The organism is Streptomyces viridifaciens (assembly GCF_001888885.2).
Taxonomy (GTDB): domain Bacteria; phylum Actinomycetota; class Actinomycetes; order Streptomycetales; family Streptomycetaceae; genus Kitasatospora; species Kitasatospora aureofaciens.
On record NZ_CP090841.1, the window covers coordinates 2,372,221 to 2,385,933 of the forward strand.

Consider the following 13,713-nt stretch of genomic DNA (forward strand, 5'->3'; position numbering starts at 1 on the left):
GGCCCGAGCGCCGCCCAGGGGCCGGAACGCCGCGAACGCACCCGAATGCCGCGGAAAGAGCCAGGAGGCCGCGGAGTCAACGACCCCGCGGCCTCCGGCCACGTCGATTCACCCGATCGGCGGTGATGGTGCCTCCACCCGGCGCACGGCCTCCTCGCGCCCGCGTCGGCGTCGCACGGGTCCGGTCGCGTTCCGGTCGGCATGGACCGGGATGAGACCGAGCCCCCAGCCGCCGGCCGCCAGCAGCCCCAGCACCGCGCCGTCGGTCAGCTGCCCGCGGACGGCCACGAGCCACCAGGTGAGCCCGGCCGTGAGAACCAGCAGGACCCGGCGCGCCGGCCGCGTCACCGCCCACCGCACCCGCAGCCGTATTCGGGCCACCGTGCGCACCGTCGCGATCCTCCGCACGACCGCCCTCCTCCGCTCGCCCCGGGCATCGGATACCCGGGAGTCGAGGCCGGATCAGGCAGCGACCACATCCATCGCGGCGGCCTTGGGCGACATGTTCGCCCGGTCGGCGCCGGGGGCGGGCAGCGGAACCGGTTCGAGTACCGGCCTCAGCAGATCACCCTCGGAGAGGGTGGCCATCGCCGCAAGTTCGGCGAGCGACAGTTCGTCGCTGACCTCGCGCATGACCTCGGACATCCGGACGTCGAGCGCGTCGCAGATGGCGGAGAGCAGCTCCGAAGAGGCCTCCTTCTGTCCCCGCTCCACCTCGGAGAGGTACCCGAGCGAAACCCTGGCGGCCGCCGACACCTCGCGGAGTGTGCGGCCCTGGCGCTGGCGCTGCCGACGCAGTACATCGCCCAGTAGGCGACGGAGCAGGATCATCGGTGCCTCCCTCCTCGGACTGCGGATCGAGATGTCACGCCCCCACCGTACCGCCTTGCCCGCTTCGCGTGCGGGGACCCTGGTCGTGTTCACTCTGGGCTGCAAGGCCGTCCCCCTCCTTGTTCCGGTGTCGTACCCGGGTTCGCGGGCCCCTCGTGGTACCCGACCTGGCCCACCCGGCCACCGTCACGCAACTCGTTCGCCACCTGGTTTCTGCCCAACCAGGCCGTTGGATGTAACACGATCCTCCAGCTGTGTCATGCCTGTACGCCAGTTCGGCAGAATCTCGATCCGGTGGAGATCCGTCCGCCGGCCGTCAACGACTGAGTCGGCCGGCGAGCAGTTCCAGTGCGGCGGTCACCGCGTCGTGACGGATTGTGGCACGGGCGCCCGACAGCAGGGGCGAACTGACCAGAGTTCCCCCCGGGCCGGCGACCGCCAGGTGTACGGTGCCCACCGGCTGTCCGTCCTGCGGGTCCGGACCGGCCACCCCGGTCGTCGCGAGCCCGTACGTGGCCCCCAGCAGGGCGCGCACGCCCTCGGCCATCTGTCGGGCCACCACCGGGTGGACCGGACCGTACACGTCCAACAGGCCCTCGTCCACCCCCAGCACCGAGGCCTTCAGCTCGGTCGCGTACGCGGTGACCGAGCCGCGGAAGGTCGCGGAGGCCCCCGGGACGTCCACCAGCGCGGCGGCCAGCAGCCCACCGGTGAGCGACTCGGCGACGGCCAGCGTGCCGCCCTCGGCCCGCAGCGCGGCGTGCACCCGCTCGGCCAGCTCGTGGTCCGTCATCGGAGGTCCCCTGTTCCTACCGGTCCGCGCGCTCCGCGGCCGTGCCCTCGCGGCGCAGTCGCAGCGCCTGCCCGACGTAGTCCAGTGCGGTGCCGATGGTCAGCAGCACCGCCAGGCCCATCAGGACCGCCCTCCCGGTGGCCAGCCAGCCGTGGAGGTCCAGCACGTACATGCCGACCGCGATGCCCTGGGTCAGCGTCTTGAGCTTGCCGCCGCGGCTGGCCGGGATGACCCCGAAGCGGATCACCCAGAAGCGCATCAGGGTGATGCCGAGCTCGCGGGCCAGGATCACCGCAGTGACCCACCAGGGCAGGTCGCCGAGCACCGAAAGGCCGATCAGCGCCGCGCCCATGATGGCCTTGTCGGCGATCGGATCGGCGATCTTGCCGAAGTCGGTGACCAGGCCCTTGCGGCGGGCGAGCTCGCCGTCGAACAGGTCGGTGATCATCGCGATGGCGAAGGAGGCCCAGGCGACCGAACGCCACTTGGGATCGTGCCCGCCGCCGGCGAACAGCAGCGCCACGAACACCGGCACCAGCAGCAGCCGGACCATGGTGAGCACGTTGGCGATGTTCCAGATGCCCGGCGCCGACGGCAGGGCGGCCGCCGGTCTGCCCGGGCGGGCCGCGGCCGGGGCGCCGGGCCCCTTGGTCATTCCCCGGCTCCCGGAGCCTCGGCCCCCGCGGTCCTGAGCGGTCGCACCTGCTCCAGCGCCTCGGCGATCAGGTCGACGCCCTCGCTGGCCACCACGGTGGCCCGCCAGAACTGTCCGACCTTCGGGTCCTCGACGCCGTGCAGGGTGGTCAGGCCGTCGGTCTCCGGGGCCTGGTGGGCGGAGCGGCCCTCGACCACGCCGTCCTCGACCGACTCGATCAGCACCTCGACCTCGGTGCCGATCCGCTGCTCGGCCCGCTGGGCGGTCATCTCCTCGGCGAGCCGGCTCAGCCGGTCCAGCCGGTCGGCGACGACGTCCTCGGGCAGCTTGCCGTCGTAGGTGGCGGCCTCGGTGCCGTCCTCGTCGGAGTAGCCGAAGACGCCGATCGCGTCCAGCCCTGCGTGGGTGACGAAGCGCTCCAGCTCGGCGAAGTCCTCCTCGGTCTCCCCCGGGAAGCCGACGATGAAGTTGGACCGGGCACCGGCCTGCGGGGCCTTGCCCCGGATGGTCCCCAGCAGCTCCAGGAACTGGTCGGTGGAGCCGAAGCGGCGCATCCGGCGCAGCACGGCGGGCGCCGAGTGCTGGAAGGACAGGTCGAAGTAGGGCACCACGTCGGCGGTCCCGGTCATCGCGTCGATCAGACCGGGGCGCATCTCGGCCGGCTGCAGGTAGGACACCCGCACCCGCTCGACGCCCTCGATCGCGGAGATCTCGCCGAGCAGCGTCTCCAGCAGCCGGATGTCGCCGAGGTCCTTGCCGTACGAGGTGTTGTTCTCGCTGACCAGGACGATCTCGCGGACGCCCTGCCCGGCCAGCCACTGGGCCTCGTTCAGCACGTCGGAGGGGCGGCGGGAGATGAAGGAGCCGCGGAAGGCCGGGATGGCGCAGAAGGAGCAGCGCCGGTCGCAGCCGGAGGCGAGCTTGACCGAGGCGACCGGGCTGTCGTCCAGCCGCTTGCGCAGGGTGCGCGGGCCGGAGGCCGGGGCGAGGCCCTCGGGCAGGTCGGTGATCGGCTCGGCGGCGGCCTCGGCGCCGTGACCGGGCAGCGCGACGGCCTCGGCGGCGGACTGCCGATCGGCCGGGCTGATCGGCAGCAGCTTGCGGCGGTCGCGCGGGATGTGCGGGGCGTGGTGACCGCCGGAGAGGATGGTCTGCAGGCGGTCGGAGATGTCCGCGTAGTCGTCGAAGCCGAGCACCCCGTCGGCCTCGGGCAGCGCGTCGGCGAGTTCCTTGCCGTACCGCTCGGCCATGCAGCCGACCGCGACGACGGCCTGGGTGCGGCCGTGCCCCTTGAGGTCGTTGGCCTCCAGCAGGGCGTCGACGGAGTCCTTCTTGGCGGCTTCGACGAAGCCGCAGGTGTTGACGACGGCGACATCGGCCTCGGCGGCATCGTCGACGAGCAACCAGCCGTCGGCTTCCAGTCGCCCGGCGAGTTCCTCGGAGTCCACCTCGTTGCGGGCGCATCCGAGCGTGACAAGGGCGACAGTGCGGCGTTCAGGCATAGGGCCAAGATTAACGCGCGGCCTCCGGTGCCGTTCGCCCCGGAGTCCGCGCGCCACGGTTCGGCTGGTCATAACCGGCCCCCGCGGGCCCTGTGGTCAGCCTGCCTGCGGGTCTCCGGGGGTGTACGTGACGTGCACCACCTGGCCGTCCTTGCCGAGGACGCCGAGGTCCTTGCCGTTGACGTACGCGTGCACGGCTCCGCCGTTGCCGAGCACCAGCTTGATCTGCTTGGGGTCGGTGAAGGTCTGGTCCTGGCCGCCGCTCATGTTGTTCTGGAACAGCGACTTGCCGTTGCCGTCCATCGCCGAGACCCAGCTGGTGCCCTCGGCGACCAGCTTCACGGTGACCTTGTCGGCCGGGACCGCGGCGATCGCCGCGGGCGCCGACGGCTGGACGGTCGGCGTGACCGGGGCGACCGAGCCGGTGCCGGAGCCGCTGGGCAGCGGGGCGCTGGCGGAGCCGGTGCCGGTGCCGGTGTGGCCGCCCCTGCCGCTCACCAGGTTGAAGCCGATCAGGCCGACCACGGCGACGATCGCGGCGACCATGGCCGCCGCCCAGTTCGGCCGGCTGCGGGCGGGCACCTTGATCGGGCCGCTGTCGATCAGCTGGGTGGTCGGGCGCTTGGAGGCCGGCGAGCCGCCGTGCGCCTCGTCGAAGCGGGCGACCAGTGCCTCGGCGTCGGCGCCGACCGCCTGGGCGATCGAGCGGATGTGCCCGCGGGCGTAGAAGTCGCCGCCGCAGCGGCCGAAGTCGTCCTCCTCGATGGCATGGACGATCGGCACCCGCACGCGGGTGGAGGTACTCACCTGGTCCACCGTGAGTCCCGCCTCGATCCGGGCGGCGGACAGCACCCGGCCGATGCTCGGAGCATCGGCTGCCTGCTCCGCGTCGTCGGTCGGCTCGACGGACGACGGGGCGTTGTCGCGGTCGGAGGACTTGCCGATGGTCACGGGGCACGCCTTTCGAGCGGATGGCCACCTGCTGGGGAACAGTCTAGGGGCGCGGGCGGATCGTTTCTCAAACGGACCGGGCCGAATGCGCGGCCCCGCCACGACCGTGGCTCCGGCCCCCGCTGGCCGGCGGTCAGCGGGGACGCACGACGGAACTCGGGGTGTGCTTCGCGGCCTGTGACGCGGCGTACGGACATTCGGTTCCCCGGGGGATCGAAGACGAGCCCTCGTGGCGCCTACCCTCCTCCGAACGAGTGAACACCCGCCGAGGGCACGGTCCGTCAGCCCCGCAGGGTGATCAGCACTCCGTCCAGTTCGTCCGGCTTCACCAGCACGTCCCGGGCCTTGGAGCCCTCACTCGGACCGACGATCCCGCGCGACTCCATGAGGTCCATCAGCCGGCCCGCCTTGGCGAAGCCGACGCGGAGCTTGCGCTGGAGCATCGAGGTGGAGCCGAACTGGGTGGAGACCACCAGCTCGGCGGCCTGGATCAGCAGGTCCAGGTCGTCGCCGATCTCCTCGTCGATCTCCTTCTTCGGCCCGGCCCCGGCCATCACGTCGTCCCGGTAGACGGCGCTCAGCTGGTCCTTGCAGTGCTGCACCACCTTGGCGATCTCCGCCTCGGTGACGAACGCGCCCTGCATGCGGATCGGCTTGCTCGCGCCCATCGGCAGGAACAGCGCGTCGCCCTTGCCGATCAGCTTCTCCGCGCCGGGCTGGTCCAGGATGACCCGGGAGTCGGCCATCGCGGAGGTCGCGAAGGCCAGCCGGGACGGCACGTTGGCCTTGATCAGACCGGTCACCACGTCCACCGAGGGCCGCTGGGTGGCGAGCACCAGGTGGATGCCGGCCGCGCGGGCCAGCTGGGTGATCCGGACGACCGAGTCCTCGACGTCGCGCGGGGCGACCATCATCAGGTCGGCCAGCTCGTCGACGATCACCAGCAGGTACGGGTACGGCCGCAGCTCCCGCTCGCTGCCCAGCGGCGGGGTGACCTTGCCGGCCCTCACCGCCGCGTTGAAGTCGTCCACGTGCCGGAAGCCGAACGCCGCGAGGTCGTCGTAGCGCATGTCCATCTCGCGCACCACCCACTGGAGGGCCTCGGCGGCCTTCTTCGGGTTGGTGATGATCGGCGTGATCAGGTGCGGGATGCCCTCGTACGCGGTCAGCTCGACCCGCTTGGGATCGACCAGCACCATCCGCACCTCGTCCGGGGTGGCCCGGGCGAGGATCGAGGTGATCAGGCAGTTGATGCAGGACGACTTGCCCGCGCCGGTCGCACCGGCCACCAGGATGTGCGGCATCTTGGCGAGGTTCGCCATCACGGTGTGGCCCTCAACGTCCTTGCCCATGCCGACGACCATGGGGTGGGTGTCCTCGGCAGCCGTGCGCGAGCGCAGCAGGTCGCCGAGGTTGACCATCTCGCGGTCCCGGTTGGGGATCTCGATGCCGACCGCGGACTTGCCCGGGATCGGGCTGATGATCCGCACGTCCGGGCTGGCCACCGCGTACGCGATGTTCTTGGCGAGCGCCGTGATCCGCTCCACCTTGACGGCCGGGCCGAGCTCGACCTCGTAGCGGGTGACCGTCGGGCCGCGGGTGAAGCCGGTGACCTTGGCGTCCACCTTGAACTCGGTGAAGGTGCCGGTGAGCTGGGCGACCACCTCGTCGTTGAGGGCGCTGCGGGCCTTCGCCGGGCCGCCGCGCTCCAGCAGGTCGAGCGAGGGCAGCGCATAGGTGACGCCCTCGCCGAGCTGCAGCTGCTCCATCCGCACCGGCGCCGGGCTGTGCTCCGCGGGCGCGCCCGGGCCGCCGTTGCGGGCGGCCGGGACGGCGGGCTCCTCGGGCGCCGCGGTGAGGTCCTTGACCTGGTGCATCATGTCCGCCACCGCGGAGGAGGCGGGCACGCCGTAGACCAGTGCGCCGTCCAGGTCGGCGGCCGCGCCGGCGGCGAGGTCGCGGGTGGCGTACGGGTCCGGCGGCTCCTCGCCCAGGGGGCCCTTGTCCAGCGAGACGCGGACGGCGGCCGGCTGCTCCTCGTCGTCCTCGACGGACTGCTTGCGCCGGCGGCGGCGACGGCGGGCGGCGATCTCGTCGCCCGGGTCGTCACGGTCGGTGTCCACGGTGTAGGGCAGCGCCTCGGGGTCGACGTCCTCCGGCGGTTCGGTGGACAGCTCGCGCTCCGGCGTACGCCCCCAGTGCGACGCGTCCTCGGGACCGGGCTCGACCACGCCGAGCCTCATCCCCACGCCGCGCACCCGCTCGCCGATCCGGTTGACCGGGGTGGCGGTGACCACCAGCAGGCCGAAGAAGGCCAGCAGCAGGAGCAGCGGCACGGCCAGCACCGCGCCGGCGGCGGCCATCATCGGGGTGGACGCGCCCCAGCCGATGATCCCGCCGGCCGCCCTTATCCGGGAGGCGCCGCTGCCCATCGTGGGCGCGCCGCAGCCGATGTGGACCAGCCCGAGGATGCCGACCAGCAGCGTGCTCAGCCCGATCACGATCCGGCCGTTGGCCTCCGGCAACTCAGGGTGGCGCCAGAGCCGGATCGCTATCCCGGCCAGCAGGAACGGCACCAGCACGTCCAGTCGCCCGAACAGCCCGGAGACCACGGCGGTGGCCGCCCCGTTCAGCCAGCCCTCCGAGCTGAACCAGGTGCCGGCCGCGACCACCAGCGCGAGCGCGAACAGCAGCAGGCCGATCCCGTCCTTGCGGTGGGCCGGGTGGAGGTTCTTGGCGCCGTCGCCGAAGCTGCGGAAGATCGCGGCGATCGGGCTCGCGAGCGCGTTGAGGGCGCTCATCAGCACCGACCGGCGCGGCGGGGGCGGCGGAGCCGACTTGGCGGCCGCCTTCTTCGCGGGGGCCCTGCGGGCGGCCGCCTTCTTCGCGGGCGGCTTGCCCGGGGCCTTGGCCGCGGCCTTCTTGGACGGCCCCGGACTCGGTTTGCGTGCGGCGTTTCCGGGCGTACGAGTGGCCATGGGTCAGCAGCCTACCGGGGCGGGCGACCCGAGCACATGCGGCCGAGCCGGAGGTCCGGACGTGTCGCAGACACATCGTCACGCTGACCCCGTTTCACCCGGCCGCAGCACCAAACCACCCGGACGAGTGAACGCCCGGAGGCAGGTCTACGCGCTGCCGGGGCGCATCGCATCCAGGGCCCGGCGCAGGCCGGCCAGCTTGCGCTCCAGGTGCGCCGCGGTGGCCGCCACCCCGGCGTCCTCGGCCCCGTCCAGCTGCTTGCCCAGCGCCTCCGCCTGCTCCTCGACCGCCGCCAGCCGCGCGGACAGCTCGCCGAGCAACGCCCCGCCGAGGGCCGGCTGCTCGCCGCCGCCCGCCTCCAGCTCCAGCCGCAGCAGCGCGGCCTGCTCCTTCAGCTGGCAGTTCTTGACGTACAGGTCGACGAAGACCGAGACCTTGGCCCGCAGCACCCACGGGTCGAAGGGCTTGGAGATGTAGTCCACCGCGCCGGCCGCGTAGCCGCGGAACGTGTGGTGCGGGCCGTGGTTGATCGCGGTCAGGAAGATGATCGGGATGTCCCGGGTGCGCTCGCGGCGCTTGATGTGGGCGGCGGTCTCGAAGCCGTCCATCCCGGGCATCTGGACGTCCAGCAGGATGACCGCGAAGTCGTCGGTCAGCAGCGCCTTGAGCGCCTCCTCGCCGGAGGCGGCGCGCACCAGCGTCTGGTCCAGCGCGGAGAGGATCGCCTCCAGCGCCAGGAGGTTCTCCGGCCGGTCGTCGACCAGGAGGATCTTGGCCTTCTGCATCGGGGCTCGCCCTCCTGTCGCCTGCCTGCCGCCCGGTGAGGGCACTCGCGTACTGCCCACCGCTACCCCGGTCATGCTAGCCGCACCCCCTCGCCCGGCACATCGCTCCGTCGTGATCGGATCCGGAGCGGCGCGCAGCCAGTGCTCCGGCGCACGCTCAGCAGCGTGTCGTCGTCCGGTCACTGTTCGCAACGATCGGTGACCCTACCGGGTTCCCGGGCCCGATCGCCAGCAAACCGGCCGGCCGGCGGGCGCGAACCCGGGGTTCGCGCCCGCCGGGCCCTCACGCGCGGTCGCCGTTCAGCCACTCCGACATCACCGACAGCAGGTGGTCCGTCTCCACCGGCTTGGTGATGTGGTCGGTGGCACCCGCCTCCAGGGACTTCTCGCGGTCGCCCTTCATCGCCTTGGCGGTCAGCGCGATGATCGGCAGACCGGCGAACTGGGGCATCCGGCGGATCGCCTCGGTGGTCGCGTAGCCGTCCATCTCCGGCATCATGATGTCCATCAGGACCAGCGCCACGTTCTCGTGCTGCTCCAGCATCTCGATGCCCTCGCGGCCGTTCTCCGCGTACAGCACGGTCAGCCCGTGCTGCTCCAGCACGCTGGTCAGGGCGAACACGTTGCGCACGTCGTCGTCCACGATCAGCACCTGCTGGCCGTCGAAGCGGGTGTCGCCGCGGGCCGGCCTGGGCTGCTGCGCGGGCTCCACCGCCCGCGGCGCGGCGGCGCTCTCCAGCGCGGCGGTACGCCGGCGCTCCATGGCGCCGCGACGGCGCTCCTCGGCCATCTCCCGGACCTCCTGGGCCCAGTGGTCGGCCGGGCTCTCGCCGACCGGCACCGGCAGGCCCACGGGGGTCACCCCGACCGAGGCGCGCGGCGCCGGCGGGTTCGCGGCCCCCGGGCGCTCGGCCGGCCGCTCGGCGGCGGCGTCCGGGGCGTCGGTGCGCAGCGGCAGGTAGAGCGTGAAGGTCGAGCCCTTGCCCAGCTCGCTCTCGGCGTGGATCTCCCCGCCGAGCAGCCGGGCGATCTCGCGGCTGATCGACAGGCCGAGGCCGGTGCCGCCGTACTTGCGGCTGGTGGTGCCGTCGGCCTGCTTGAACGCCTCGAAGATCTCGCGCAGCTTGTTGCCGGGGATGCCGATGCCGGTGTCGGAAACCGAGAAGGCGATCAGCTCGTCGTCCGGGCCCTGGATCGAGCCGAACTCCAGCAGCCGCTCGCGCACGTGCTGGGGGACGTCCCGGCCGGCCGGGCTGATCGAGAAGTCGACGCCGCCGGCGTCGGTGAACTTGACCGCGTTGGAGATCAGGTTGCGCAGCACCTGCTGGAGCCGCTGCTCGTCGGTGTGCAGGGTGACCGGCAGGGCGGGCGAGACCCGGACCGCGAAGTCCAGGTTCTTGTCGACGGCGACCGGCTGGAAGGTGGCCTCGACGTAGTCGACCAGCTGGACCAGGGCGATCCGGGCCGGGCGGACGTCCATCTTGCCGGCCTCGACCTTGGACAGGTCGAGGATGTCGTTGATCAGCTGGAGCAGGTCGGAGCCGGCGCCGTGGATGGTGTCGGCGAACTCCACCTGCTTGGGCGAGAGGTTGCCCTCGTTGTTGTCGGAGAGCAGCTTGGCCAGGATCAGCAGCGAGTTGAGCGGGGTGCGCAGCTCGTGCGACATGTTGGCGAGGAACTCGCTCTTGTACCGGGAGGCCAGGGCGAGCTGCTCGGCGCGCTCCTCCAGCACCTGCCGGGCCTCCTCGATCTCGCTGTTCTTGATCTCGATGTCGCGGTTCTGCTGGGCGAGTTGCTCGGCCTTCTCCTGCAACTCCTCGTTTGTGCGCTCCAGTTCCTCCTGGCGGGCTTCCAACTCGGCGGAACGCATCGAGAGTTCGGCGGTGAGCCGCTGGGACTCCAGCAGCAGTCCCTCGGTCTTGGTGTTGACGCTGATGGTGTTGACGGTGACGCCGATCAGGTCGGCGATCTGGTTCAGGAAGTCCAGCGCGACGGTGGTGAAGGAACTGAAGGTGGCCAGCTCGATCACGCCCAGCAGCCGGCCCTCGAACAGCACCGGCAGCACCACGATGTGGGTCGGCGAGGCCTCGCCGAGGCCGGAGGCGATCTTGAGGTACCCGGGCGGCGCCTCCTTGACGATGATCGCCCGCTTCTCGACCGCCGCCTGGCCGATCAGCGACTCGCCCGGCCGGAAGGTGGTCGGCATCGCCCGCCGCTGGTAGCCGTAGCTGCCGATCAGGCGCAGCACGGTGTCGTTCTCGTCGTCGTCCTCGGTGATCAGTTCGGCGGTGCGGCCGGCCGGCTGGGCGAGGAAGAAGGCGCCGTGCTGGGCGGAGACCACCGGGGTCAGCTCGGTCATGATCAGCGAGGCGACCGCCTCCAGGTCCCGGCGGCCCTGCAGCAGGCCGGAGATCCGGGCCAGGTTGGTCTTGAGCCAGTCCTGCTCCTGGTTGGTGCGGGTGGTCTCGCGCAGGTTGGCGATCATCTGGTTGATGTTGTCCTTGAGCTCGTCGAGCTCCCCCGCGGCGTCCACGTCGATCCGCAGGCTCAGGTCGCCCCTGGTCACCGCGGTGGCGACCTGGGCGATCGCGCGCACCTGCCGGGTCAGGTTGTTGGCCAGCTCGTTCACCGACTCGGTGAGGTCCTGCCAGGTGCCGTCCACCCCGGGCACTCGGGCCTGGCCGCCGAGCCGCCCGTCGGTGCCCACCTCCCGGGCGACCCGGGTGACCTCGTCGGCGAAGGCGGACAGCTGGTCGACCATGGTGTTGATGTTGGTCTTGAGCTGGAGGATCTCGCCGCGCGCGTCGACGTCGATCTTCTGCGAGAGGTCGCCGCGGGCGACCGCCGTGATCACGAGCGCGATGTTGCGGACCTGACCGGTGAGGTTGTTGGCCATCTGGTTGACGTTGTCGGTCAGGTCCTTCCAGATGCCGGCCACGCCCGGCACGCTCGCCTGGCCGCCCAGGGTGCCGTCGGTGCCGACCTCGCGGGCGACCCGGGTGACCTCCACCGCGAACGCGGACAGCTGGTCGACCATGGTGTTCAGGGTCCCGGCGAGCGTCGCGATCTCGCCCTGCGCGTCGATGGTGATCTTCTTGGAGAGGTCGCCGCGGGCCACCGCGGAGGCGACCTCGGCGATGTTGCGCACCTGTCCGGTCAGGTTCGAGGCCATGAAGTTGACGTTGTCGGTCAGGTCCTTCCAGATCCCCGACACCCCGCGCACCCGCGCCTGGCCGCCCAGGATGCCCTCCGTGCCCACCTCGCGGGCGACCCGGGTGACCTCGTCGGCGAAGGCCGACAGCTGGTCGACCATGGTGTTGACGGTGGTGACCAGCTCCAGGATCTCGCCCCTGGCGTCGACGGTGATCTTCTTCGACACGTCGCCGCGGGCCACCGCCGTGGTCACCTCGGCGATGTTGCGGACCTGGCTGGTCAGGTTGTTGGCCATCAGGTTGACGCTGTTGGTCAGGTCCTTCCACGTCCCGGACACCCCGGGCACGCTCGCCTGGCCGCCGAGGATGCCCTCGGTGCCGACGTCCCGGGCGACCCGGGTGACCTCGTCCGCGAAGGAGGAGAGCTGGTCGACCATCGTGTTGATGGTGTTCTTCAGCTCCAGGATCTCCCCGCGCGCGTCCACCTGGATCTTCTGCGAGAGGTCGCCCTTGGCGACCGCGGTGGTCACCTGGGCGATGTTGCGCACCTGGTCGGTGAGGTTGTTCGCCATGAAGTTGACGTTGTCGGTCAGGTCCCGCCACACCCCGGCCGCCCAGGGCACCTGGGCCTGGCCCCCGAGCCGCCCCTCGGTGCCCACCTGGCGGGCCACCCTGGTCACCTGTTCCGCGAAGCCGGAGAGCTGGTCGACCATCGTGTTGATGGTGTTCTTCAGCTCCAGCATCTCCCCGCGCGCGTCCACCTCGATCTTCTGCGAGAGGTCCCCGCGCGCCACCGCCGTGGTCACCTGGGCGATGTTGCGCACCTGGCCGGTCAGGTTGTCGGCCATGAAGTTCACCGAGTCGGTCAGCTCACGCCAGACCCCGGCCACACCCGGCACCTGCGCCTGGCCGCCGAGCCGGCCCTCCGTACCGACGTCCCGGGCCACCGTGGTGACCTGGGCGGCGAAGCCGTTCAGCTGGTCCACCATCGTGTTGACGGTGTTCTTCAGCTCCAGCATCTCGCCGGCCACGTCGACGGTCACCTTGCGGGACAGGTCGCCCTTGGCCACCGCCGTGGTCACCTGGGCGATGTTGCGCACCTGCGCGGTGAGCCGACCAGCCATGGTGTTGACCGAGTCCGCCAGGTCCTTCCAACTGCCGGAGACGCTGCGGACCTTGGCCTGACCGCCGAGCTTGCCCTCGGTGCCCACCTCGCGGGCCACCCGGGTCACCTCGTCGGTGAACTCCGAGAGCTGGTCCACCAGTCCGTTGACCGTCCGGCCGATCTTCAGGTACTCGCCGCGCAGCGGGTGGCTCACCCCGTTGCTGTGCAGCGAGCGCAGCTCCATCTTCTGGTCCAGGTCGCCCTCGGCGATCGAGGTCAGCACCCGGCCCACCTCGGCCATCGGACGGGCCAGGTCGTCGATCAGCGCGTTGCAGTTGTCGACGGCCGCCATCCAGGCGCCCTCGCCCGCGCCGGTCTCCAACCGCTCGTTCAGCCGGCCCTCGCGGCCCACCGCCCGCCGCACCCGCGCCAGTTCACCGGTCAGGTGCTGGTTGCGCTCGGCGACCTCGTTGAACACCGCGGCGATCTCCGCCAGCGGCCCGTCGCCCGGAACCGTCAGCCGGCGCCGGAAGTTGCCGTCCCGCATCGCGGTCAGCGCGGCCAGCAGCTTGCGCAGCTCGGCGGGCTCCGCGCTGCGGTTGTGGCCCGATCGCCGGCCGGCCGCGATCCGCGGCGCGGTCCCGGACCGCCCGCCGCGCGGCGCGGGCGGCGTCGTACCGGTAGCGTCCTTGGTGGCGTCCTTGATGGCCGAACTCAACGGGGCCCCTCCCACATCGTGTGAACTGTCCGGTGACCGCCGCGCCGGTACGGCACGGACCGGGCACCGGCCCGGCTGGGCTGCGTGCCGGCCGGACCCTCCGGTCCACCGGCACCTACACGACCGTACTGCTCCCACCGGCCGTCGCGGACCCCCCAGTCTGGCAGCACTGGCGCCCGGTATACGGCCGGTTGCACTGGGTTGTCCCCGCACCGTCCGAAACAGGTGGGGAGAATCACCCT

9 protein-coding genes are annotated in these 13,713 nt (G+C 71.7%); all 9 read right to left on the reverse strand.

All coding sequences use genetic code 11. The features are described from left to right. Positions 1–108 precede the first annotated feature (108 nt). On the reverse strand, positions 109–408 hold the full coding sequence (locus tag BOQ63_RS17685; protein WP_030290910.1) for a hypothetical protein: 300 nt from the start codon (positions 406–408) through the stop codon (positions 109–111). A gap of 54 nt (positions 409–462) precedes the next feature. Continuing rightward, entirely contained in the window at positions 463–831 is a 369-nt protein-coding gene (locus BOQ63_RS17690) for a helix-turn-helix domain-containing protein (protein ID WP_030290911.1), read from the reverse strand. A gap of 316 nt (positions 832–1,147) precedes the next feature. Continuing rightward, entirely contained in the window at positions 1,148–1,624 is a 477-nt protein-coding gene (locus BOQ63_RS17695; protein ID WP_046386031.1) for a CinA family protein, read from the reverse strand. A gap of 16 nt (positions 1,625–1,640) precedes the next feature. Continuing rightward, positions 1,641–2,279 carry a CDP-diacylglycerol--glycerol-3-phosphate 3-phosphatidyltransferase gene (gene pgsA, locus BOQ63_RS17700; protein WP_072654611.1) on the reverse strand — a complete coding sequence of 213 codons (639 nt, stop codon included), beginning with the start codon at positions 2,277–2,279 and terminating at the stop codon, positions 1,641–1,643. Beyond that, entirely contained in the window at positions 2,276–3,781 is a 1,506-nt protein-coding gene (gene rimO / locus BOQ63_RS17705) for a 30S ribosomal protein S12 methylthiotransferase RimO (protein WP_030290916.1), read from the reverse strand. Before rimO ends, pgsA begins: the two co-directional genes overlap by 4 nt. A gap of 96 nt (positions 3,782–3,877) precedes the next feature. Then, on the reverse strand, positions 3,878–4,732 hold the full coding sequence (locus BOQ63_RS17710; RefSeq protein WP_072654612.1) for a helix-turn-helix domain-containing protein: 855 nt from the start codon (positions 4,730–4,732) through the stop codon (positions 3,878–3,880). Between the two features lie 281 nt (positions 4,733–5,013). Further along, positions 5,014–7,710 carry a DNA translocase FtsK gene (locus BOQ63_RS17715; protein WP_030290921.1) on the reverse strand — a complete coding sequence of 899 codons (2,697 nt, stop codon included), beginning with the start codon at positions 7,708–7,710 and terminating at the stop codon, positions 5,014–5,016. Positions 7,711–7,857: 147 nt separating this feature from the next. Continuing rightward, a complete protein-coding gene (locus tag BOQ63_RS17720) occupies positions 7,858–8,496 on the reverse strand; it encodes a response regulator (RefSeq protein ID WP_030290922.1) in 639 nt (212 codons plus the stop codon). 283 nt (positions 8,497–8,779) lie between these two features. Continuing rightward, a complete protein-coding gene (locus BOQ63_RS17725; RefSeq protein ID WP_046386033.1) occupies positions 8,780–13,300 on the reverse strand; it encodes a HAMP domain-containing protein in 4,521 nt (1,506 codons plus the stop codon). Positions 13,301–13,713: the final 413 nt, after the last annotated feature.

Coding starts and splice junctions, on each gene's coding strand:
- BOQ63_RS17690 (WP_030290911.1), bottom strand. CDS start 831: ATGATCCTGCTCCGTCGCCTACTGGGCGATGTACTGCGTCGGCAGCGC.
- BOQ63_RS17695 (WP_046386031.1), bottom strand. CDS start 1,624: ATGACGGACCACGAGCTGGCCGAGCGGGTGCACGCCGCGCTGCGGGCC.
- pgsA (WP_072654611.1), bottom strand. CDS start 2,279: ATGACCAAGGGGCCCGGCGCCCCGGCCGCGGCCCGCCCGGGCAGACCG.
- rimO (WP_030290916.1), bottom strand. CDS start 3,781: ATGCCTGAACGCCGCACTGTCGCCCTTGTCACGCTCGGATGCGCCCGC.
- BOQ63_RS17715 (WP_030290921.1), bottom strand. CDS start 7,710: ATGGCCACTCGTACGCCCGGAAACGCCGCACGCAAACCGAGTCCGGGG.
- BOQ63_RS17720 (WP_030290922.1), bottom strand. CDS start 8,496: ATGCAGAAGGCCAAGATCCTCCTGGTCGACGACCGGCCGGAGAACCTC.
- BOQ63_RS17725 (WP_046386033.1), bottom strand. CDS start 13,300: ATGCGGGACGGCAACTTCCGGCGCCGGCTGACGGTTCCGGGCGACGGG.